Source organism: Streptomyces sp. NPDC059080 (genome assembly GCF_042739975.1).
GTDB lineage: Bacteria > Actinomycetota > Actinomycetes > Streptomycetales > Streptomycetaceae > Streptomyces > Streptomyces benahoarensis.
The window spans coordinates 141,805-163,975 of sequence record NZ_JBHYGX010000012.1 but is presented as its reverse complement, the minus strand read 5'-3'; the positions used below and the strand labels follow the sequence as shown (position 1 = coordinate 163,975).

The window sequence follows — 22,171 nt, the reverse complement described above, 5'->3', positions numbered from 1 at the left end:
CCACTATGCCAATTCGCCATATCGTTCCGCTCTGCGCTGCCGCTGCCCTTGCCGTTAGCTGCGCCAAAGGCGAGACCCACGAGAGCCAGAAATCAGATGGCCCCTCGGCGCACGAGTCCACATCTCCTCAGCAAGAAGAGACAGCATCGGGCAGCAGTACCTCCGCATGGAACCCCAAGAGGGGATTGCAACGGGCTCAGCGGGCATTGGATGCCTATGACGGCGATGGCACCCACCCTGTGCTTGTCGAAACCGACAACCCTTACATCACGACGGGAATGGCCAAGAAATTCAAGGCCACAGGGAGCAGGCCGTACCGCCTCGACATCACCTGTAACACCCAAGGCATCGGCGAACTCACTCTCACCTTTTCCCGTGGCGACCAAGAGCAAGCCTATGGAATCGGATGCGGGGATCCTGAGGCGGATCAGTTCAACATCCCGCCGGGCAAACCATTCACTGCAAATATTAACCCGGTCAAAGACGGCACCGGTCTGATCCTGTGGCGCCTCAACACCATTGCCACTGATGAGGTAGATGGCTGCGACGACGACATCAAGGACTGTGACGGCTGGGACATGCCCGACGACTGAACTCAGTCGTGAAGATTCACGGACGACTCGTACCGCAAAGATCCCTCCCGTAGGTGCAGGGCTGATGCGTTCTCACTCAGCGAGATGAGCTGATCGTGTGTGCACGCGCCGAGGCGGCCGGACTGCCCGGACTGGAGGCGGTGAACGCGACCCCCGATGATCAAGGTTCTCGAAGCCTTTGATCACAAATGGGGGTCGCGTTCGCGTGTCATCCTCCCTGATCGACGTCCTGCAGCGCCACTGCGGGGACGTTGGCCTGCCCTGCCCGCCTGAGCAACTCGCCTCGCTCCGTGAGGTCTTGGACCGGCTCCCCGATCCGAGGCGGGTGAGGGGCCGTCGCTATCGGCTGGGCTCCCTGCTCGCCTTGTGCCTGCTCGCGGTTCTCGGCGGTGCCACCACCCTGGCCGGCATCGCCCGGTTCGCCGTCGATGCCACCCCCGAAATACGGACACGTATCGGTCTGACGCGTCTGCCCCCGTGCCACCACCCTGGGCCGCCTGCTGTCCCGCATCGACGGCGACGCCTTCGATGACGCCGTGGGTGCCTGGCTCGCCCGGTACTCCCGTGACCCGGTCGAGGGCGAGGCGCCCGCACTGGTGGGACTGGCCGTCGACGGCAAGGCCGTACGCGGCAGCCGCCGTGACGGCCGGACGGCCGTCCACCTCCTGGCCGCAGTCCTGCACGAGAGCCAGGCCGTGATCTCCCAGCGGCAGATCGCCGCGAAGAGCAACGAAATCCCCGCCTTTGCCCCACTGCTTGAGCCACTCGACCTGCGCGGCCACGTCATCACCGCCGACGCGCTGCACACCCAGACCAGTCACGCCGAGCAGATCACCGCTCAGGGCGCCCACTACATCCTGGTCGTCAAGGGCAATCAGAAAAAGCTCCGCCGTCAGCTGCGGCGCCTGCCCTGGCGCGAGGTCCCCCTGCAGCACCGCACCCGCGACCAGCGACACGGACGCCGTGAGATCCGCCGGCTCAAGGTCTGCACCGTCCAACCCGGACTGCTCTTCCCCTACGCCGTCCAGGCCATCGAGGTCAAGCGCCGCCGCACCAACCGCAGGACCGGCAAGACCACCATCAAGACGATCTACGCGGTCACCAGCCTCACCCCCGACCAGGCCACAACATCCCAGCTCGCCGAACTCATCCGCGGGCACTGGCAGGTGGAAGCTCTGCACCACGTACGAGATGTGACCCTCACCGAAGACGCCTCCAGCGTCCGCACCGGCACCGCCCCCCGCGCCATGGCGACTCTCCGCAACCTCGCCATCGGCCTCATCCGCCAGGCCGGATGGACCAACATCGCCGCCGCCACCGACCACTACCGGTCACGAACTGACCACGCACTCCAACTACTCGATCTTGAAACCTGAGAACGCATCAGCCCTGACCCCTCAGACGATGTGAAAAGTCAGCTGTCCACCATGACATTTGTCGTGACCCCCGTACCGGCACCCGGCCCCGAACCCGGACCCGGACCCGGACCCGGACCAGAAGGACGGTCGCTGACCGTCCAGCGCGCCGCCAGGATCCGAGCCGTCTCATGAACTGCCCGATGGGGCACCTTCGTTACCTTCGCCGCTGCCCCTTTTCCTCTGGCTTGGGCTCACCGGACCGGGCTATCCAGAAGCAAGGCTCAACACACTCCGGAGGCGCCGATGCGGTCCCGCGAAACCAGCGGCAGGACGGACAGCAGAACCGACAGCAACGCCACCCGGCACACGGCTCGCCCGGCCCCGCCCACTGCTCCGGCACCCGTGCAGCACCTGCTTGCCCTGCAGAGCACCGCGGGGAACACCGCCGTCGTACGGATGCTCCAGCAGCAGGCGACCGGACGCCCTGCTCAGCACGAGGGCGGTGGGGACAGTGCCGCCCGCGCCCAGAACTCCGCCGTCCACGACGTGCTACGCAGCCGCGGACGCCCGCTCGACGACGCCACCCGCACCGACATGGAAGCCCGTCTCGGCGCCGACTTCTCCGACGTCCGCATCCACGACGACACCGCAGCCCGGACCTCCGCAGCAGACCTCGGAGCCCGTGCCTACACCTCCGGCAGCCATGTCGTCCTCGGCACCGGCGGCACCGACCCGCACACCCTCGCCCACGAACTCACCCACGTCATCCAGCAGCGCCAGGGCCCCGTCGCGGGCACCGACAACGGAACCGGGCTGCGGGTGTCCGACCCCTCGGACCGCTTCGAGCGCGCGGCGGAGGCCAACGCGGCGCGGGCGCTGGCGACACCACCGCCGCAGTCCGGGCACACGGACCACCCGGAACGTCCCGGTGAGCACCGGGCGGACACCGTGGTCCAGCGGGCTCCGCACAAGAGCCTCCGGCAACTCGATCACCGGCCGGTCCCCGCCGCCCCGCAGGGCAAGATGCTGGACGAACTGCTCACGGAGCTCAAGAACCACGGTGCTGCGTTCGGCCACTGGATCGATGACTACGACGACAGCTTCGACGAGATCAGGCGGGTCCTGCCGGGTTTCCAGGCCACGTCCGACGAAGAACGCACCGCTTACCTCGAACTGTCCACGGCATACACCATGGCAACCACTGGTGTGTCCGACCGGAAGAACCCCGTCCAGGCCATCATCGACTACCTTCTGGACGGTGGCACCGCAGCACCCGGACTCGGCGGTTTCGGCACCCTGCGCGTCAACGACGCAGAGCTGGAAGGCAGACCGAGCTTCGCCAGGGACCTGCAGAAGGCCCTGCCGCTGAAGCCGACGCAGCACCGGCGGCACATCACCGCCTGGCACAACATCCGCGGCCTTCTCAACCGCGCGTACGCCACGGAAGGTGACGACCTGATCACCTACCTGACCGGAAAACTCGGCGCCGGGGTGCACGAGGGGATGAGCGACGAGGCAGAGGGTTTCCTCACGCGGATGCCCCCCGCCCAGTTGGGGAACGAGAACCGCATTCCCCGTGACCACGCGCAGGTGCTCATGAAAGCGGCGTACCTGATGAACAGTTCCGCCGAAAACCTGTGGGCGGGCGGCGGAGCAGAGAACTCCGAGATCAACACGGTGAGCATCGCCCTCCAGAACGGTTGCCGGGAGATCGTGTCGACGCCCACACCAGAGGTGCTGACCGCCTGGTGGAACCGGCTCAGCAAATCCACGGCATCGACCCCCAAGGCCAAGAACGCAGTGGACGCGGTAGTCACGGCGATCGGCACGGCGTTGCAGCACATGACGGACACTCCGGCGGACCGGAAGATCATCGCGGAACAACTGAAGGACGATGTCACCGAGCACGTGATCAGGCACCTGGAGGTCGACGCGCCCGATGCGGCGAACCAGCGCACGACGACACCTCAGGCACTCGACGTGGCGAACAAGACGTTCGACCTGCTGTTCCTGAGCACCACGGCCCAGGTCACCCGCGACCAGGCCACAGCCGCCATCGACTTCCTCTGGACCCCCTGACACCCGGCTGGACCCCCTGTCGCCCGGCTGCAGTACGCAGCGCACGCCATCAGCGCCCCCTTCGGCGACCGCCGTCGCGAACTCGCCCATCTCGGCGAACGGCCTGCCAGCCTGCTTCCGTGATCTCGCGACCTGTGGAGGGATGGGCATTCGTGCCCTGATCATCGAAGGGCATGGGTGCCTTCCTCCTGATGAAAGTGAGCCACCCGGCAACTGACCTCGGCTGCACAGACGGCCCAGTCTCCAGCGGCGCGGCGAGGCTACCGGGCCGCGGCAGAACCCGAAGCGGAAACAGCAGCAGTCAGCCCTGCAGGCCGTGACACCTCACCAGCGGCACCGCGCGCACCCGGAGAGGAGCCGCCCGCCCCAGCACGCAGGACAGGTCCCACCTCCGTATAACAGGCCCGTCCGTACGCACACTGCCGTACCCATCACATGACGGAGCCCTGCCGGATCGCATCGGCAGGGCTCCGCCACCTAGCAAGCTCTCACGCAGATATCACGGACGGGGCTGCGTCCTATCGGATTCCCAGCTCCGACCAGGCACAAAGCCCCCACCCTGGACCTGCCGGACGCCTCTGGACACCCTTCGCCAGCATGTGCCATGTAGGACCGCTGAGAGCTCCGCCACTGGCGCCCCATTCCAAGATCCGGACCAGGTGCGGACCAACTTGGCTGCGCATCGGCGATTCCACCCGTTACTGCAGGTCAGGAGCAGGTAGCGCTGCGTACCACCAGCAGACGAAGAACCTGCTGGTACCCAAAGACACCAGTAACCGCCTGCCACTGCCCCAAAGGGCGTCTCACCAGACGGTGATGGACAGCGTCAACGAGGCGGAAGGCACATGAACGCCACGCAGGCCGCGCAGCACCGCCTACCCCCACTCCCCCGCCCCTTGCACCACCCCGCCGACCAGGACTAACGTCCGCCTCAACCGATACCGCTTCCCTCACAACTACGCAGATGCAAGGTTGAGCATCCCGTCGGCGGTGACCGTAGACACCCAGGCGATGGGCCGGGGCACAGCAGTAGCGGTCAGCAGCCGGTAGAAGTCGGTGCGGGGGACCTCAGCGGGGTCGAAGTCAACTCGCATAGTGATCGGTATCCATCAGCGGGACCGAGGGCCTGCGGGGCCCCAGGGCACGGGGCAGTCGCGGATTCGACGGAAGTGCCCGGAATCAGGGCCATCTGGTAGCAGTCACCTCTCACGCCTCCTGCGACGTGACGCAACCGGGAGCCGACCGCCGCAGCGCCGCCAGGTTGACACTCACCGCTCCGGCATCATGCTGCTGGCTCCCCGTTGTCTGCCGGAAGCGCCGTCCCCTCGTTGGCAGCCCACTCCACCGCCACACGGGATTCACCATTCCAGCGTGCTCCCTGGTACGGGGCCTTACGCACGGTCACGCGGTCGATGGCGAGGCGCAGGAGGCTGCGCCTCATGTCCAACTCTGCCGCTTCCCACGTTTCCCGCAACAGTTGGCCGTCGTCCACGATGCTCGTGTCGATGACAGCGCGCGGGGCCACGGCGTCCAAGTGCTTCTGTGCGGCATCCACGGCGTCGATCGCATCACGATGCAACGGAGTGAAATATCGGGCAGCCGGACCGTCGTACAACCCTGCCTGCCTGTCCACCATGAGACGCCCCAGGGACGATTCTGCAGCGTCGAGGGCTTCCCGTGCCCCCCCCCCCCCCCGCACCTCTTCGGTCTCCTCGGGGAGCGTCAGAGCCGCCCAGCGCTCTGCGATCTTGACCGCCAGGGCGTTGGCCGGTTCCAGCGCCGTGACGACGTTGAGCCAGCGGCCGACAACCTCCCTTTCGAGTGCGCCGGCGTACGCGGACGCCGGGGCCGGGCAGATGCCGCACGCCCGCTCCTTCTCGCACTTGTACGAGATCCCACGGAAGGTCATCGCGCGCTTGCACCCGTCACAGCGCAGCAGGTCCGTGAGGAGATGAGACGCCTTGCCAGGGCCCGGCGTTCCGTCACCGGCCAGCGGACGGACCTTGCCTGCCGCTACGCCCTGTGCCTGCCGCTGCCCGGCCTCATCCACCAGCTCAGTGCCCAGGCTGACGCGCTCCCCTGCCTCGTTCCGGTAGGCGACGAGCCGCCGCCCTTCCTTGATCACCTGCCATCCCGCATAGGCAGGGTGCGAGATGGTCCGGCTGATCGCTGCGTGCCGCCACGCACCTCCAGAAGGACCCGGAATGCCTCGCGCGTTCAGGTCACCGGAGATCGTCCGCGCAGATTCGCCAGCGCTCACCCGCCGGAAGATCTCCTGCACGACATGGCCCGGTCAGGGTCAGGCACGAGCCGACGGCGCTTGCCGACGATCTCTACGCGATAGCCGTACGGGGGCTGAGCCGTAACCCACTGCCCATCTTCCCGCTGCTGCTGCTTGGTCTCCCTCGTACGCGCGGAAAGCTGATCGCTGGATTCCTTGGCATCCATCGCCCGGTTCAAGATCCAGCGCTTGTCCCGCTCGTTCGCGGAGTCAAGGTTGTCGTACTCAAAGATCAGGCGGCCGGGCTCGGTGCCGTCTACCGGGTCGATCACGTCGAGGACAGCACGCGCACCCCGTCGGGAGAACCGGTCCACCATGTAGCACCACAGCGCCGAGGTTTCACGGTTCCGTAGCGCTGCCAGCGCCTTGTCGAAGTCGGGACGCTTGGCATCCGCCTTGTAGCCGGACGCCAGGTCCACCCACACATGGCGGACGGTGTAGCCGTTACGGTCGGCCCAGCGACGCCCGGATGCCTCCTGTGTGTCGGTGGACTGCTCTCGGCGATGGTCGTCCTCCCGCAAGTTCTTGCTCTTGCGCAGATAGAGGTCTATGAGAGGCTTCACGGCCATCAGGGGTGGTGCTCCTTGGTGCTCGGATTGCGCCGCCCCCTTGCCGTACGCGCCCTCTACCCTACGTGCAAGGTTCCTGGGCGGGTGTCGCACCGTCCGGGGACGGCCGCCCCGCCAAGCGGCCCGCGCTGCTGCCGTACGACGGCTGAACGCCCGGCGGCCACCGGCGGCGGCCCTGGAGGAACGTACAGCCGGGACCGGGGCGCTGGCCTGCGGAAAGCGACAGTAGACTCTGGTCATGTGACTGCTGTGACTGCGAAGCCCCGCATCCCCAATGTCCTGGCCGGCCGCTACGCCTCCACCGAGCTGGCCGTGCTGTGGTCCCCCGAGTACAAGGTCAAGCTGGAGCGGAAGCTGTGGCTCGCCGTTCTGCGCGCGCAGAAGGACCTGGGCGTGGAGGTCCCGGACGAGGCGTTGGCGGACTACGAGCGGGTCCTCGACACCGTCGACCTCGCCTCCATCGCGGAGCGCGAGAAGGTCACCCGGCACGACGTCAAGGCCCGGATCGAGGAGTTCAACGCCCTCGCCGGGCACGAGCAGGTCCACAAGGGGATGACCTCCCGCGACCTGACGGAGAACGTCGAGCAGCTGCAGGTGCGGCTGTCGCTGGAGCTGATGCGCGACCGCACGGTGGCCGTGCTGGCCCGTCTCGGGTCGCTCGCCGCCCAGCACGCCGAGCTGGTCATGGCCGGGCGCTCGCACAACGTCGCGGCGCAGGCCACCACCCTCGGCAAGCGGTGCGCGACCGCGGCGGACGAGCTGCTGGTGGCGTACGGGCGGCTGGAGGAGCTGCTGGCGCGCTACCCGCTGCGCGGCATCAAGGGTCCGGTCGGCACCGCACAGGACATGCTCGACCTGCTGGGCGGGGACACCGCGAAGCTCGCCGAGCTGGAGCAGCGGATCGCCGCCCACCTGGGCTTCGGCCGCGCCTTCACCTCCGTCGGCCAGGTCTACCCGCGCTCGCTCGACTACGACGTCGTGACCTCGCTGGTGCAGCTGGCCGCCGCGCCGTCCTCGCTCGCCAAGACGATCCGGCTGATGGCCGGTCACGAGCTGGTGACCGAGGGCTTCAAGCCCGGTCAGGTCGGCTCGTCGGCGATGCCGCACAAGATGAACACCCGCTCCTGCGAGCGCGTCAACGGCCTGATGGTGATCCTGCGCGGCTACGCCTCCATGACCGGTGAGCTGTCGGGCGACCAGTGGAACGAGGGCGATGTGTCCTGCTCCGTGGTCCGCCGGGTGGCGCTGCCCGACGCGTTCTTCGCGCTGGACGGTCTGCTGGAGACGTTCCTGACGGTGCTCGACGAGTTCGGTGCCTTCCCCGCCGTCGTCGCCCGTGAGCTGGACCGTTACCTGCCGTTCCTCGCCACCACCAAGGTGCTGATGGGCGCGGTGCGGGCCGGGGTGGGCCGCGAGGTGGCGCACGAGGCGATCAAGGAGAACGCGGTGGCGTCGGCGCTGGCCATGCGCGAGCAGGGCGTGGAGCGCAACGAACTCCTCGACAAGCTGGCCGCCGACTCCCGTATCCCGCTGGACCGTGCGCAGCTCGACGCGCTGATGGCCGACAAGCTGTCGTTCACCGGCGCCGCCGCCGACCAGGTCGCGTCGGTGGTGGAGCGGATCGGGAAGGTCGCCGGGGAGCACCCGGAGGCCGCGGCGTACACGCCCGGCGCGATCCTCTGACCGGGATCCGGAACCGTACCGCCGTGGGTTTCACCCCTGAGGAGCTGCAGGCCGCGCGCGGCCGTCATGTCCCCGACGTGACGGCGCCCGGCCTGCGGATCCTGTTCTGCGGTATCAACCCGTCCCTGATGACGGCGGTGACCGGGCACCACTTCGCCCGGCCCGGGAACCGCTTCTGGCCGGTGCTGCACGCGGCGGGTTTCACGCCGCGGCTGCTGGCCCCCGCCGAGCAGGGTGAGCTGCCCTCGTTCGGGGTGGGCATCACCAACGTCGTGGCGCGGGCGACCGCCCGGGCCGACGAGCTGACGGCGGAGGAGTTCCGCGAGGGCGGCCGCCTGCTGGCGGAGAAGGTGGCGCGGCTGCGCCCGCACTGGCTGGCCGTCGCGGGCGTCACCGCCTACCGCACCGCCTTCGGCGACCGCCACGCGGCCATCGGCCCGCAGGACCGCACCCTGGGCGCCACCCGCATCTGGGCGCTGCCCAACCCGAGCGGCCTCAACGCCCGGTGGACGGTGGCGGCGATGGCCGAGGAGTACGGACGGCTGCGCGAGGCGGCGTTCGGCGAGGAGGCCGTACCCACGGCCTGAGCCCGGCCGCGTACGACGTCCCGCGACAGTCTCCTCGGCGGGCCTTCGGGGCTCGCCGGGACCGCGCTCACCGGCTACGATCCGCCACACACCGAGGCGAGGAGACGGACGTTGGGGCGGCTCACCGGCGGGGACCCCTCCCTGCTGCGACGGATCAACTCGGCGGTGGTGCTGCACGCCCTGCGCGCCGCCGACTCCCCCACGCTCACCGATCTCGTGCAGGTGACGGGGTTGTCCCGGCCGACGGTCGAGGGCGTGGTCGAAGGGCTCATCGAGACCGGGCTGGTGGCCGAGGCGGCCGCCGAGGAGGGTGAGGCGCGCCGTCAGGGGCGGCCCGCGCGCCGGTTCCGGTTCCGGGCCGAGGCCGGGCATCTGCTGGGCATCGAGATCGGCCCGCACCGCGTCTCCGTCCTCCTGTCCGACCTCGGCGGACGCGTCATCGACTCCACGCAGCGGACGGTCGGCGAACGGGCCGGGGCCGACGAGCGGTTGGAGCGGGTGCGCACCGCCGTCGCCGAGCTGCTGCGCCGCGCCGGGGTACCGCGCCGCTCCCTGCGGGCCGTCGGTGTGGGCAGCCCCGGGATCGTGGAGGCGGACGGCACGGTACGGCTGGGCACCGCGCTGCCCGGCTGGACGGGACTGCGGCTCGGCGAACGGCTGCGCCGCTCGTTCCGCTGCCCGGTGCTGGTGGAGAACGACGCCAACGCGGCGGCCGTGGCCGAACACTGGAGCGGCGCGGCGACCGGCAGCGACGACATCGTCTTCGTCCTCGCGGGGCTGAGCCCGGGGGCCGGTGCGCTGATCGGCGGGCGGCTGCACCGGGGATTCGGCGGGGCGGCCGGGGAGCTCGGCGCGCTCCATCTGCTCGGGCGGGAGGCGACACCGGAGAAGCTGCTGTCGACGACCGGGAAGCCGCTGCATCCGCTCGACGAGACGCAGGTCGCCGAGGTGTTCGCGCTGGCCCACGAGGGCGACGCCCGGGCGCGCGAGGCGAGGGACCGGTTCCTGCAACGGCTGGTGCACCATGTGGCGGCGCTGGTGCTGGCGCTCGACCCGGAGCTGGTGGTGATCGGCGGCTGGGCGACCGGGCTCGCCGACGTCCTCGACCCGCTCCGCGACGAGCTGGCGCGTTACTGCCTGCGGCCCCCGCAGGTGGCACTGTCGGAGCTGGGCGAAACGGCGGTCGCCACCGGCGCACTGCGGCTGGCGCTCGATCATGTGGAGGGTGAACTCTTCGCCGTGGAAAGCACGGTGACGGGTCGTCGGTAGCGGCGCCCCCGCTGCACCGACCAGGAGTACGAGTGAGCCCCTGCCCGGCTGCGGGCAGGGGCGATGTCTCGTCCTGGCTCTCACGGCCTGTTACGTAGGGCCGCCACGTTCGATCATCTCGGCCTTTTCTTCGGCCTTTTCTTCGGCGTCCAGGACCCGGAATGTGGCGCGTGACCCCAGAATCAGGCGAATCCGGTACTGATCGCCCCCGTCACACGCCGACCCGTCGTGGCGGGTCCGCCCCCGGACACACCTCGGGCCCGTCCGCCGTGCGGTACGGGCCCGGGGGTGCGTCGTCGGTCAGCCGGCGAGCAGGGAGACCGCTTCGCTCTCGCCGAAGGTGAGGCGGCAGGTGTCGGCACGGTAGGTGGAGACCGCGACGGCGGCGGGGCGGCCACCGGAGACGTAGCGGGTGGTGACGACGAGGACGGGCGCGCCGGGCAGCCGGTCGAGCGCCTTGGCGTCCTCGGCGCTGGCCGATCCCAGTTCGACGGTGCGGTCCTGGCCCTCCAGCTCGTGGGCGGCCAGGGCATCCAGCACCGCGCGGGCCCGGGCCGGGGCGCTGACCGCGGCGATCTCCGCGCAGCCGGGGACCACCGCCGCCGGGATGTACAGCAGCTCGGCGGCTACGGGGCGCCCGGCGGTGACGCGGTTGCGGCGGACGACATGCACGGGCGCCCCCGCCTCGGCCTCCAGCAGGCGGGCGACGGGCGCCGGGACGGTGTCGGTGCTACCGGCGTCGGCGGGCTCCCAGTCGTCCCCGGCGGCGCCGGGCCAGGTGTGGCGGGCCGGGTCGACGGCGACGCCGACGCGCGGCGGGGCGACGGTGGTGCCCACGCCCCGGCGGCGCTGCAGTCGGCCCTCCAGCTCCAGCTGCTCCAGCGCCTGACGCAGCGTGGCGCGGGCGACGCCGAACCGGGCCGCGAGGTCACGTTCGTTGGGGAGGATCTCGCCGACGGAGAACTCCGAGTCCAGCGCCTCGCTGAGTACGGTCTTGAGGTGCCAGTACTTCGGCTCCGGCACCGTTTCGAGCTGCGTGGTCCCCACCCTGTCCTCCGCCTCGGCCGTTGCCCCGCAGGGCCGCTCTCCGCACCCGCTGTCCATGGGCGGACCGGTTATGAGCGCTTCTTTATTAAAGGTTGTTGCAGTATCGCCGACGATAGGCCGGGCCCCATCCTTGGTCAAGACCAATGGGCCAGGAGTGGAGGAATCGACGGGCGGGGCGCGATGACTCATCGCGCGGCCGGCGCGACGGCGTGCCGCGCGACGGGCTCCCGCCCCGCGCCGTACCGCCCGAACTCCCCGGCCCGGCGGCCGCATCCGCCGTACGAAGACCCCGGGCGGTCCGGATTCCGGTCGTCCCGGTCCGTGTAGCGGAGCCGTCAAGGTCGCCGCCGGTGGGTGGTCTTGGGTGCGGAGGCTTTGTCACCATGGCCCGGTGCGCGGTGGTGGCGGTCGGCCGGAGTTCACCGGGAGTTGGCCGACCGGGCACCGAGGCGCTGTACGAACGGGACGTCACCGAATGGGTGCGACTTCACGGAGGTATCTGATGGCACCGGGATCCGGCGGCGGATTCGGACGGCGGTCCCTGCTGCGCGGCGCCGCGGTGGGTTCCGCCGCGCTGGGCTCCGCCGCGCTGGCGCTGCCCATCTTGTCCTGCGCCGCGCCCGCGCAGGCCCGCAGCGGACGGCCCGTGGCCCGGTGGGGCACCCAGGTCGGCGAGGTGACGGCGACCTCGGGCCTGGTGTGGGTGCGCTCCGACCGCCCGGCCCGGATGATCGTCGAGACGGCGGCCACCGAGGCGTTCCGGAACGCCCGGACCTGGACCGGCCCGGTGGTCGGCGCCGGGACGGACTTCACCGGCGTCACCGCGGTGCACGGTCTGCCGCCGGGCGAGCAGATCCACTACCGGGTGCGGCTCGCCGACCCGGGCGATCCGCGGCGCTCCGGGGAGCCGGTGACCGGCACGTTCCGGACCGCTCCGGCGCACCGCCGCGACGGGGTGCGCTTCCTCTGGTCGGGCGATCTGGCCGGGCAGGGCTGGGGCATCAACCCCGACCGGGGCGGCTACCGCATCTACGCGGACATGCGCCGCCGCGATCCGGACTTCTTCCTGTGCAGCGGCGACAACATCTACGCCGACAACCCGATCGAGGCACAGGTCACGCTGCCCGACGGCCGGATCTGGCGGAACGTGACGACCGAGGAGAAGGCGAAGGTCGCCGAGACCACCGCCGAGTTCCGCGGCGCGTTCCGCTACAACCTCCAGGACCACAACCTGCGGGCGTTCAACGCCCAGGTGCCCACGATCACGCAGTGGGACGACCACGAGGTGCACAACAACTGGTACCCGGGACAGCTGCTGGACGACGACCGGTACACCGTCAAGGACGCCGATGTGCTGGCGGCGCGGTCGCTGCGGGCGTTCAGCGAGTACTTCCCGATCCGTACGCTGCGGCCCGGACACGAGGGGCGGGTGTACCGCGTGGTGCGGCACGGCCCGCTGCTGGACGTGTTCGTGCTGGACATGCGCCGCTACCGCGACGCCAACTCGCCGGGGCGGCAGACCGACGACCCGCAGGGCATCCTCGGCGCGGAGCAGCTGCGCTGGCTCAAGCGGGAGCTGTCGCGCTCGCGCGCGGTGTGGAAGGTCATCGCGTCGGACATGCCGCTGGGGCTGGTCGTGCCGGACGGCAAGGAGAACGTCGAGGCGGTGGCGCAGGGCGATCCGGGCGCGCCACTCGGCCGGGAGCTGCAACTGGCCGAACTGCTGCGGCACATCAAGCACCGGCGGATCACCGGCACGGTGTGGCTGACGACCGATGTGCACTACACCTCGGCGCAGCACTACGCGCCCGAGCGGGCGGCCTTCAAGGACTTCGAACCGTTCTGGGAGTTCGTGTCGGGGCCGCTGCACGCGGGCGGTTTCCCGGCGGTGAAGCTGGACGGCACGTTCGGCCCCCGGCAGGCTTTCGTGCAGGCGCCGGACCGCGCCAACACCTCGCCCGCGGAGTCGCCGCAGTACTTCGGCGAGATCGACATCGACGGCGGCAGCGGCGAGATGACCGTCCGGCTGCGGCGGGACAGTGGTCCGGGCGACGGACGGGAGGGCGATGACGTGCTCTTCAGCAAGGTGCTGCAACCGGGACGAGTAGGACAGTAAAGACCAATGCCGCGAATGCTCCCCTTGTCGCCCTTGCCTCCCTTGCCCCCCTTACCGGTTTTTACCCGTCGGACACAAGACGTTGGCGGCCAGGCAACACCGGGCGGCGAGGCTGGCGCCATGACCGACACCACCTCCGACACCTCCACCCGGCGGGGCCACCGGCGCCGGGACGCCGTCGCCCTGGCGGCGCCGTGCACCGCTGTCGCGGCCACGGCGACCGCCGCCGGGACCCTGCTCCACGGCCCGGCGGTGCCGCTGCTGCTCTGCGCCGTCGGGCTCGCCGCCACCTGGCCGGCCGTGGCCGGGCTGCGCTCCCGGCGGCCACGCCGCCACGATCCCGTGCCACCGCCGTCCGATACCGGCGCCGCGGCGCCGCTCGCCGCCCCGGGTGCCACGGCGCCCGCGGCGGAGACGGCGCTGTGGCGGATGCGCACCACCGTCCAGGACGCCCCGGGCAGCCTGGCCGCACTGTGCACGGCGCTGGCCGGGCACCGCGTGGACATCCTCAGCCTGCAGACCCATCCGCTCTCGGCGGGCACGGCCGATGAGTTCCTGCTCCGCGCCCCGGGGACGCTCACCCCGCAGGAGCTGACCGGCGCGGTGTCCGGTGCGGGCGGCACACACACCTGGCTGGAGCGGGCCGACGCACACGATCTGGTGGACGCGCCGGCCCGCATGCTGGGCCTGGCCACCCGTACGGCACTGGACTCCGCGGAACTGCCGCTGGCACTACGGCAGTTGCTGGGCCGGTGCACGATCCGTTCGGTACCGGCACGTCCGCTGCACGGGCGGCCCGCCGAGCCGCCGCCCGCCGAGGGCGTGCTGGAGGACCACCTCATGAAGTTCCGGGACGCCTCCGGGGGTTCCCTGATGGTCGAGAGGCCGCAGTTGCCGTTTACGCCCACCGAGTTCGCGCGGGTGCACGCACTGGTCGAGCTGGACCGCCGGCTGGGTCAGCGGATGCCGCCGCGCCGTGAGGTGCTGACGCTGCCCGAGGGCAACGATCTGACGATCCGCCGGGCCGGGCCGGACGACCTGGCGGCGGCCGTGGCGATGCACCGCCGCTGCTCACCGGCGACGCTGGCCCGGCGCTACCACGGTCCGGTCGGCGACGCGGACGCCTACCTGCGGCATCTGCTCGGCCCGCACCATGGCCGCACCCTCGCCGTGGAGACCGCGTCGGGCCGTCTGGTGGCGCTCGGGCATCTGCTGTGGGACGGCGACGAGACCGAGGTGGCGCTGCTGGTCGAGGACGCCTGGCAGCGCCGCGGCATCGGCGCGGACCTGCTGCGGCGTCTGGTGGCGATGGCCGGTGAGGCGGGCTGCGAAAGCGTCTACGCGATCACGCAGGCGTCCCACAGCGGGATGGTCGCGGCGATGCGGGGCCTGGGCCTGCCGCTCGACTACCAGATCGAGGAGGGCACCTTGGTGATCACCACCCGCCCGCAGGGCGAACCGGCCCTCCGCACCACCCGCCCGGCGACCACCTCCGGCGAGTCCCCGGGCCTGGGCTGACGGCCTCTTCCGGCAGGAGCCGGGCACGGCGGTCCCGCGGTGGCACCGGGACGCCACCATGCCTTCCCTGACGCGGGTTCAGGGTCCGGGCGCGCCCGTGCGCAGGCCGTCCATGACGAGGTCCAGCAGCCGGGCCGCGCGGGCCTGCCAGTCGCCGTGGGGGTCGAGCTGCCAGAGACCGGCGATGGCGAGGAGGAAGTCGTCGGGGGTGACGCCGGGGCGAATGGTCCCGGCGCGGGCGTTGGCGTCCAGGAGGAGCGCGACGGCGGCGGTGACCGGGGCGCGGCCGACTGCGGCGAGGCTGCCGGGGGCGCTGGCCTTGCGGATCGCCTCGGCGAGCCCCGCCTTCGCCATGGCGTGCCGGGCGAGGCGGTCCATCCATTCGCGGAGCGCCGCGTCGGGGGCGCGGGTCCGCAGGAGGTGGGCGGCGAGAGTGGCGACCCGGCCGACCTCATGGCGGTAGACCTCCAGCACCAGGCACTCCCGGTTGGGGAAGTTGCGGTAGAAGGTGGCCTGGCCGACACCGGCCCGCCGGGCGATGGCGCTGAGCGGGGTGCCGGCGTCGCGGGTGAGTTCGGTGAGTGCGGCGTCGAGGATGCGGTCGCGGTTGCGCCGGGCGTCCGAACGCAGAGCGGGTTCTCGCTTGTTGTCCACCCGTCCTCCTCCGGGAACGGCCGGCGGGACCTTGCTGCGCGCACAGCCGTCCGCTAGGTTTCCCCGATGTGGACAACTGTCCGCTCAGGTCCACCGTAGCGGCTGACGCGAGCGGTGTGGATGGGCAGGTCCGCCGGTGCGGCGGCCAGTTCCTGCCGCCCGGCGTCCCGGCCTCGTCCTTTCGCCCACGCCGACGCCCGTCCCAGCGGTGCACTCCCCTCCTGTGGGCCCGCCGTCCCGGCGCGGGAGCCCCGGCGGGCGGGAGAGCTTGACTTCCGGTCGACCACGCCGTCCTCCGGGCTTCCGGGCCCGGTCGCGGCCGCGCCTCACTCACGCGAAAGAAGGCTGACTCATGCCCCCATCGACGCCCTCGGAGTCGTCGGCGCCGTCCCCCACGTACAGCGACGTCTCCCTGCGCGTCAACGGGGAGACGTACGCCCTCCCCGTCGACCACCGCACCACGCTGCTCGACGCGCTGCGTGAGCGGCTCGACCTGACGGGCACCAAGAAGGGCTGTGACCACGGCCAGTGCGGTGCCTGCACGGTGCTGGTGGACGGGCGGCGGTCGCTGGCGTGTCTGCAGTTCGCGGTGGCCGCGCAGGGCCGGGAGGTCACCACCATCGAAGGGGTGGCCGACGGCGACCGGCTCCACCCCGTGCAGCAGGCGTTCCTCGATCTCGACGGCTACCAGTGCGGCTACTGCACGCCGGGCCAGATCTGTTCGGCGCTCGGGGTGATCGAGGAGCACGCGGCGGGCTGGCCCAGCGCGGTCACCGCCGACCTCCGCCCGGAGGCCGGTCCGGCGCCGCTGGACGCCGACGAGATCCGCGAGCGGATGAGCGGCAACCTCTGCCGCTGCGGCGCGTACGCGTCGATCGTCGAGGCGGTGGCCCGGGCCGCCGCGCCGGACGCGGGCGGTCCGCGTGCCGGTGCCTGCGGTACGGAGGTGACGGCGTGAGGGAGTTCGCCTACGAGCGGGCGGCCGATGTGGCCGGTGCGGTGACGCTGCTGGGGTCCGCCCCCGGGGCGCGGGCGCTGGGCGGCGGCACCAACCTCGTCGACCTGATGAAGGCCGGGGTGGAGCGGCCGCAGCTCCTCGTCGACGTACGGGAGTTGCCGCTCGACCGGATCGAGGGGGACGGGAACGGCGGGCTGCGGATCGGCGCGACCGTCACCAACAGCGAGCTGGCCGCCCATCCCGAGGTGCGGCGGCGGTATCCGGCGCTGGCGCAGGCGGTGCTGGCCGGAGCGTCGGGGCAGCTGCGCAACATGGCGACGGTCGGCGGGAACCTCCTCCAGCGCACCCGCTGCGGCTACTTCACCGACACCACCAAGGCGTGCAACCGGCGCTCCCCCGGCAGCGGCTGCCCGGCCGTCGCGGGCGAGCACCGCAACGGCGCGATCCTGGGCGCCTCGGAGCACTGCGTGGCCGTGCACCCGTCGGACATGGGGGTGGCGCTGGCCGCCTTCGACGCGGTGGTGGAGTACGAGACGGCTGAGGGTCCGGGCACGCTGCCGCTGGACGCGCTGTACCCGCCGGTGGGCGACGCCCCGCACCGGGAGACGGCGCTGCCGGAGGGTGCGCTGATCACCGGTCTGACGCTGCCGGACGCGCCGGTGGCGGCGCACTCGCGCTACCGCAAGGTGCGCGAACGGGCGTCGTACGCCTTCGCGATCGGCTCGCTGGCGGCGGCGCTCGACGTCCGCGACGGCGTGGTGCGCGACGTCCGGCTGGCGTTCGGCGCGGTCGCCTCCCGGCCGTGGCGGGCGCGGCAGGCCGAGGAGGCGCTGCGCGGCGGACCGGCCGACGCGGACGCGTTCGCCGCCGCGGCGGACGCGGAACTTGCGGCGGCGCGGGCGCTGCCCGGCAACGGATACAAGCTGACGTTGATGCGCAACCTCGTCGTGGCGGTCCTCGGCGAGCTGACCGAGGAGGCGGGCCGATGACGGTCGCGACGGGCACGGTGACGGGAAACCGCGCGGCAGGCGGCGCGGTGGGCACCGCGCACACCCGGTTGGAGGGCCGGGCGAAGGTCACCGGGGCCGCGCGGTACGCCGGGGAGGTGCCGTTCGCGGAACTGGCCCACGGACAGCTGGTGTTGTCGACCGTCGCGCGCGGCCGGATCACGGCGGTGGAGACGGACGCGGTACTGGCGATGCCCGGGGTCCTCAAGGTCCTGCACCACGGCAACGCGCCACGGCTGCAGGGCGATTACGTCGGCGGCCTCGGGAAGGCCGACCCGCTGCTCCAGGTCTTCCAGCACGAGCGGGTGCCGCATGTCGGGTGGCCGGTGGCGCTGGTCGTCGCCGAGACGCCGGAGCAGGCGCGGGAGGCCGCCGACGCGCTGGTCGTGCGGTACGCCACGGAGCCGCACGACGTGGCGTTCTCCGAGGCGCATCCGGCCGCGTACGGCACCGGCGCGGAGACGGGCGGCACGGCGGAGACCGAGAAGGCGCTCGATGCGTCCGAGGTCGTCGTGGACGCGCGGTACACCACGCCGGAGGAGCACCACCATCCGATGGAGCCGCATGCGGCGATGGCCCGCTGGGACGGCGGGCGGCTGGAGGTGGTGGACTCCAACCAGGGCAGCGCCTTCGTCGCGGACGAGCTGGCGAAGCTGTTCTCGCTCGACCCCGCGTCGGTGCGGGTGCGGTCGGAGCACGTCGGCGGGGCGTTCGGCGCGAAGGCGACGCGGCCGCATGTGGTGCTCGCCGCGATGGCCGCTACGGTGCTGCACCGGCCGGTACGGGTGGTGCTGACACGCCGCCAGCTGTTCTCGCTGGTGGGGTACCGCAGCCCGACGGTGCAGCGGGTGCGGCTGGGCGCGGACGCCGACGGGCGGCTGCGGGCCCTGGACCACCAGGCGTACTGCACCTCGTCGTCGTTCCGGGAGTTCATCGAGCGCAGCGCCGACTTCGGCCGGGTGATGTACGGGCCGGACGCCTACCGGTCGCAGAACCACGTGGTGCCGCTGGATGTGCCGACGCCCAGCTTCATGCGGGCGCCGGGCGAGGCGCCGGGGTCGTTCGCGCTGGAGTGCGCGATCGACGAGCTGGCCGAGAAGTGCGGTCTCGACCCGATCGCGCTGCGCTCTCGCAACGAACCCGAGGTGGGGGTGGTCTCCGGACTGCCGTTCAGCAGCCGCAATCTGCTGGCCTGCTTCGAGGAGGGCGCCCGGCGGTTCGGCTGGCCGGAGCGCGATCCGCGCCCCGGGGTGCGCCGCGAGGGGCGTTGGCTGCTGGGCAGCGGGACGGCCGCGGCGCGGTTCCCATCGGGGGCGGCGCCGTCGACGGCGGCGGTGACGGCGGAGGCGGACGGGACGTTCACGGTCCGGATCACCGCCGCGGACGTCGGGACGGGCGCGCGCACCGCGCTGGCCCTGATCGCGGCAGACGCCCTGGAGGTGGCGCCGGAGCGGATCCGGATCCGGATCGCGGACAGCGATTTCGGTCCGGCGATGGTGGCCGGCGGTTCGATGGGCACCCGTTCCTGGGCGTGGGCGATCGTCGAGGCGGTGCGGGCGCTGCGCGAGAAGCTGGCGCTGGGCGGCACCGTCCCGCCGCAGGGCCTCACCGCCCGGGCGGACACGGGTGCGTCGATCAGCGCGCTGTCCAAGAAGGAGCGGCACTCCTTCGGGGCGCAGTTCGCCGAGGTGGCGGTGGATGTCACCACCGGTGAGGTGCGGGTGCGGCGGATGCTGGGGATGTTCGCCGCCGGGCAGATCGTCAACCCGCTGACGGCACGCAGCCAGTTCCTCGGCGGGATGATCTGGGGCCTGTCGATGGCGCTGCACGAGGAGGCGGTACGGGACGGGGCGACCGGCGGGCACGTCGGCGCGGACCTCGCCGGATACCACATCGCCGCGCACGCCGACATCCCGCCGCTGGAGGCCGGTTGGGTCGATGATGTGGACGAGGACGACCCCGTCGGCATCAAGGGCATCGGGGAGATCGGCATCGTCGGCGCCGCGGCGGCCATCGCCAACGCGGTCTGGCACGCCACGGGCGTACGCCACCGCGACCTGCCGATCCGCCCGGACCGGGTGCTGGCGGCGGGGGCGGCGGAGCGGTCGGAGGGCGCGGGCGCCTGAGCCGTGACGTCCGAGCGTCGGGGCCCCGCGGGGGTGGCCCGGCCCCCCGCGGCCCCCCCGCCCGCGCGCCCCCGCCCCCGGGGGGGGGGGGGCGCCCCGGCGCCGCGGGGGGGGGGGGCGGGCGGGGCCCCCCCCCCCCCCCCCCCCCGGGGCCCCCCCCCCCCCCGCGCCCGGCCCCCGGGGCTTCCTCACCCCCGCCCGGCGGCCTCCCGGGCCACGCGCTCCAGCCTGTCCCGGTACTCCTCCCACCACGCCCCTTCTTCCGACGGCAGGTTGGTGTTGCCGTCGCGCATCCCGGCGGCGCCGTCGATCAGCTCGCGGACGATGTCCGCGTGACCGGCGTGCCGGTGGGTCTCGGCGGTCATGTGGAGCAGGACCTGGTGCAGCGTCACCTCGCGGCGCTCCTGCGGCCACCACGGCACCTGGCCGGTGGCGTCGAGCGGGAGCGCCGCGATGGTCGCGTCGGAGTGCTGCCACGCCCGCCGGTACAGCGCCACGATCTGCTCACGCTTCTCGTCCGCGGTGGCCCACATGCCGTCGTTCGGATCGGCGCCGTCCTCGATCCAGGGCATCGGCTCACCGGACGGACGGCCGAACGTCACGCCGAAATAACCGATTTCCCCGCTGGCGAGATGCTTGACCAGGCCCAGCAGATTGGTGCCGGTGGGCGTCAGGGGGCGGCGGATGTCGTACTCGTCCAGCCCGTCGAGCTTCCAGAGCAGGGCGTCGCGGGCGGCCTGCAGATAACGCAGGAGATCTGCCTTCGGCTTCGATGCGTCCATGCCGGGAAGTCTGCCACCCGGCACTGACAACGGCCCCGGAGCGCGCTCCCGGCCGCCCCGGCGCGGGTCCGTTCAGGAGGCCCGGCAGACGCAGAACGGCTGGCCGGACGGGTCCAGGAGGACGGTCCAACGGCCCTTTCCGGGCTGGTGGCCGGGCCGGGTGGCCCCGAGGGCGAGCAGGCGTTCCTCGGCGGCGGCGGGGTCCTCGAAGGCGAGGTCGAGGTGGAAGGGGAGTTCGTCCTGCGGCCAGGCGGGGGCGCGGAACGTGCGGGCGGTGTAGAAGACCAGGGTGCGGACGCCGTCGCCGATGAGGTGGGCGGCCGGGTTGCCGTCCTCGTCGTGGAAGGTGTGGCGGGTCTCCCAGCCGAGAGCGGCGGCGTAGAAGTCGGCGAGGGCCGCGCCGTCGGGGGCCCAGATTCCGGAGCCCATCAGGTTGCCGGTCGGGGTCGCCGGGGCGGAGGTGGCGGCGGTCGTCTGCGTCATGGGTGCGGTCCTTCGGGGCGGCACGGCGGCGCGGGAGACCTCGCACGGCGGCGGTGTCCCCGGCGCCCGGACACGTCGAGGATGCCTGCCCTTCAGGACGGTTTCTGTCCTGAAGGGCAGGGTACGGGCCCCGTTCCGACGGCTCGGGCCCGTACCCTGCCGGCCGGCCGCTACGCGATGCCGCCGTCCCGCAGACGCCGGTTGTCCAGGACCGCGACGGCGCGGCGGACCCGGATGGTCTCCGCCGCGTCGACCGTGGCGGTGACCGTGCCCGGTTCCGCACCGAGGCGGGCGCGGACGGTGCCGTCGGGGGCCACGAGCATGCTGTGCCCGATGCCGGTGGGCGCCTTGGTGGGGTGCTCGGAGTCGGCCGCCGGGTCCGGGGCGGACTGGCCGACGGCGGCGAGCCAGACGGTGGCGTCCAGCGCCCGGGCGCGGACGAGGAGTTCCCACTGGTCGCGTTTGCCGGGTCCGGCGCCCCAGGAGGCGGGGAGCACGCTGACGGTGGCCCCGGCGTCCGCATGCGCCCGGAACAGTTCGGGGAACCGCAGGTCGTAGCAGGTGGCGAGGCCGACGCGGACGTCGTCGACGTCGATGGTCACCACCCGGTCCCCGGCGGCGACGGTCTCGGACTCGCGGAAGCCGAACGCGTCGTAGAGGTGGATCTTGTCGTAGGAGTCGGCCACCCCGGGGCCGGTGGCCAGCAGGGTGTTGGCGACCCGGCCGCCGGGGGCGGGGGTGAACATCCCGGCGACGACGGTGATGCCGGCCGTCTGCGCGGCGCCGCGGACGCCGTCCGCCCACGGGCCGTCGAGCGGTTGGGCGACCGGACCGAGCGGGACGCCGAAGCGGCACATGGCCGCCTCGGGCAGGACGGCCAGCCGGGCGCCGTCGTCGGCGGCGCGGCGGACGTGCTCGGTGAGCAGGACGAGGTTCTGCCACGGGTTGTCCGTCGACGTCATCTGGCAGAGGGCGATACGCATGGGGCTCCGTTTCCTGGGCTCTGGTGCGGCACGTCCGGGGCGCGCGGGGCGCGGGGCGTGCCCGCAGCAGCATGGTGC

Annotated in this window: 19 protein-coding genes and 1 pseudogene; 12 read left to right on the top strand and 8 right to left on the bottom strand. The window is 72.1% G+C overall.

The features are described 5' to 3' along the window. Nucleotides 1-5: 5 nt before the first annotated feature. From ACFWWQ_RS13235 to ACFWWQ_RS13220, 4 genes are all read left to right on the top strand, one after another. Nucleotides 6-593: a hypothetical protein gene (locus tag ACFWWQ_RS13235; protein WP_384594814.1), complete on the top strand. Its 588-nt coding sequence runs from the start codon at nt 6-8 to the stop codon at nt 591-593. A gap of 205 nt (nt 594-798) precedes the next feature. Beyond that, on the top strand, nt 799-1,125 hold the full coding sequence (locus ACFWWQ_RS13230; RefSeq protein WP_384594811.1) for a transposase family protein: 327 nt from the start codon (nt 799-801) through the stop codon (nt 1,123-1,125). Then, nucleotides 1,082-1,969 carry an ISAs1 family transposase gene (locus tag ACFWWQ_RS13225; protein ID WP_384594844.1) on the top strand — a complete coding sequence of 296 codons (888 nt, stop codon included), beginning with the start codon at nt 1,082-1,084 and terminating at the stop codon, nt 1,967-1,969. Before ACFWWQ_RS13230 ends, ACFWWQ_RS13225 begins: the two co-directional genes overlap by 44 nt. 384 nt (nt 1,970-2,353) lie before the next feature. Then, the gene (locus tag ACFWWQ_RS13220) at nt 2,354-4,030 is read left to right on the top strand and encodes a DUF4157 domain-containing protein (RefSeq protein WP_384594809.1); all 1,677 of its coding nucleotides are present in this window, start codon (nt 2,354-2,356) and stop codon (nt 4,028-4,030) included. A gap of 965 nt (nt 4,031-4,995) precedes the next feature. Here ACFWWQ_RS13220 and ACFWWQ_RS13215 read toward each other — a convergent pair. From ACFWWQ_RS13215 to ACFWWQ_RS13205, 3 genes and pseudogenes are all read right to left on the bottom strand, one after another. After that, nucleotides 4,996-5,124 (bottom strand): annotated as a pseudogene (locus ACFWWQ_RS13215) (flavin reductase family protein); the annotation flags it as partial. A gap of 188 nt (nt 5,125-5,312) precedes the next feature. Beyond that, the gene (locus ACFWWQ_RS13210) at nt 5,313-6,311 is read right to left on the bottom strand and encodes a recombinase family protein (protein WP_384594806.1); all 999 of its coding nucleotides are present in this window, start codon (nt 6,309-6,311) and stop codon (nt 5,313-5,315) included. Continuing rightward, entirely contained in the window at nt 6,287-6,880 is a 594-nt protein-coding gene (locus ACFWWQ_RS13205; RefSeq protein WP_384594803.1) for a recombinase family protein, read from the bottom strand. Before ACFWWQ_RS13205 ends, ACFWWQ_RS13210 begins: the two co-directional genes overlap by 25 nt. A 249-nt stretch (nt 6,881-7,129) precedes the next feature. Between ACFWWQ_RS13205 and purB the strand changes: the two genes are divergently transcribed. From purB to ACFWWQ_RS13190, 3 genes are all read left to right on the top strand, one after another. After that, nucleotides 7,130-8,563 (top strand): adenylosuccinate lyase, encoded by a 1,434-nt coding sequence (purB, locus tag ACFWWQ_RS13200; RefSeq protein WP_384594841.1) that lies wholly within the window; start codon nt 7,130-7,132, stop codon nt 8,561-8,563. Nucleotides 8,564-8,586: 23 nt separating this feature from the next. Then, nucleotides 8,587-9,150 carry a G/U mismatch-specific DNA glycosylase gene (mug, locus tag ACFWWQ_RS13195; RefSeq protein WP_384594800.1) on the top strand — a complete coding sequence of 188 codons (564 nt, stop codon included), beginning with the start codon at nt 8,587-8,589 and terminating at the stop codon, nt 9,148-9,150. A gap of 111 nt (nt 9,151-9,261) precedes the next feature. Then, nucleotides 9,262-10,419 carry an ROK family transcriptional regulator gene (locus ACFWWQ_RS13190; protein WP_384594797.1) on the top strand — a complete coding sequence of 386 codons (1,158 nt, stop codon included), beginning with the start codon at nt 9,262-9,264 and terminating at the stop codon, nt 10,417-10,419. A 300-nt stretch (nt 10,420-10,719) separates the two neighbouring features. Here the strand turns inward: ACFWWQ_RS13190 and ACFWWQ_RS13185 are convergent, their stop codons facing one another. Then, complete coding sequence (locus tag ACFWWQ_RS13185; protein ID WP_384594794.1) at nt 10,720-11,466, bottom strand: GntR family transcriptional regulator; 747 nt, start codon at nt 11,464-11,466, stop codon at nt 10,720-10,722. Nucleotides 11,467-11,968: 502 nt separating this feature from the next. Between ACFWWQ_RS13185 and ACFWWQ_RS13180 the strand changes: the two genes are divergently transcribed. Both ACFWWQ_RS13180 and ACFWWQ_RS13175 read left to right on the top strand, forming a co-directional pair. Next, nucleotides 11,969-13,582, top strand: coding sequence for an alkaline phosphatase D family protein (locus ACFWWQ_RS13180; protein ID WP_384594791.1), 1,614 nt, complete (start codon nt 11,969-11,971; stop codon nt 13,580-13,582). Nucleotides 13,583-13,702: 120 nt separating this feature from the next. After that, nucleotides 13,703-15,100 (top strand): GNAT family N-acetyltransferase, encoded by a 1,398-nt coding sequence (locus tag ACFWWQ_RS13175; RefSeq protein ID WP_384594788.1) that lies wholly within the window; start codon nt 13,703-13,705, stop codon nt 15,098-15,100. A 78-nt stretch (nt 15,101-15,178) separates the two neighbouring features. Here the strand turns inward: ACFWWQ_RS13175 and ACFWWQ_RS13170 are convergent, their stop codons facing one another. Next, nucleotides 15,179-15,754, bottom strand: a complete 576-nt coding sequence (locus ACFWWQ_RS13170) for a TetR/AcrR family transcriptional regulator (RefSeq protein ID WP_384594785.1) — start codon at nt 15,752-15,754, stop codon at nt 15,179-15,181. A gap of 352 nt (nt 15,755-16,106) precedes the next feature. On the opposite strand from ACFWWQ_RS13170, the gene ACFWWQ_RS13165 reads away from it, so the two are divergent. The 3 genes from ACFWWQ_RS13165 to ACFWWQ_RS13155 are packed head-to-tail and all read left to right on the top strand — an operon-like array spanning nt 16,107 to nt 19,845. Further along, the gene (locus ACFWWQ_RS13165; RefSeq protein WP_384594782.1) at nt 16,107-16,712 is read left to right on the top strand and encodes a 2Fe-2S iron-sulfur cluster-binding protein; all 606 of its coding nucleotides are present in this window, start codon (nt 16,107-16,109) and stop codon (nt 16,710-16,712) included. Next, nucleotides 16,709-17,701: an FAD binding domain-containing protein gene (locus ACFWWQ_RS13160; RefSeq protein WP_384594779.1), complete on the top strand. Its 993-nt coding sequence runs from the start codon at nt 16,709-16,711 to the stop codon at nt 17,699-17,701. Before ACFWWQ_RS13165 ends, ACFWWQ_RS13160 begins: the two co-directional genes overlap by 4 nt. Further along, a complete protein-coding gene (locus ACFWWQ_RS13155; RefSeq protein WP_384594776.1) occupies nt 17,698-19,845 on the top strand; it encodes a xanthine dehydrogenase family protein molybdopterin-binding subunit in 2,148 nt (715 codons plus the stop codon). The genes ACFWWQ_RS13160 and ACFWWQ_RS13155 overlap by 4 nt, the downstream gene beginning before the upstream one ends. Before the next feature lie 188 nt (nt 19,846-20,033). Here ACFWWQ_RS13155 and ACFWWQ_RS13150 read toward each other — a convergent pair whose 3' ends face one another. The 3 genes from ACFWWQ_RS13150 to ACFWWQ_RS13140 all read right to left on the bottom strand — a co-directional run bounded on the left by ACFWWQ_RS13150 (nt 20,034) and on the right by ACFWWQ_RS13140 (nt 22,093). Then, nucleotides 20,034-20,627, bottom strand: a complete 594-nt coding sequence (locus ACFWWQ_RS13150) for a DinB family protein (protein WP_384594773.1) — start codon at nt 20,625-20,627, stop codon at nt 20,034-20,036. A 72-nt stretch (nt 20,628-20,699) separates the two neighbouring features. Beyond that, on the bottom strand, nt 20,700-21,110 hold the full coding sequence (locus tag ACFWWQ_RS13145; protein ID WP_384594770.1) for a VOC family protein: 411 nt from the start codon (nt 21,108-21,110) through the stop codon (nt 20,700-20,702). 170 nt (nt 21,111-21,280) lie between these two features. Then, on the bottom strand, nt 21,281-22,093 hold the full coding sequence (locus tag ACFWWQ_RS13140) for a carbon-nitrogen hydrolase family protein (RefSeq protein ID WP_384594767.1): 813 nt from the start codon (nt 22,091-22,093) through the stop codon (nt 21,281-21,283). Nucleotides 22,094-22,171: the final 78 nt, after the last annotated feature.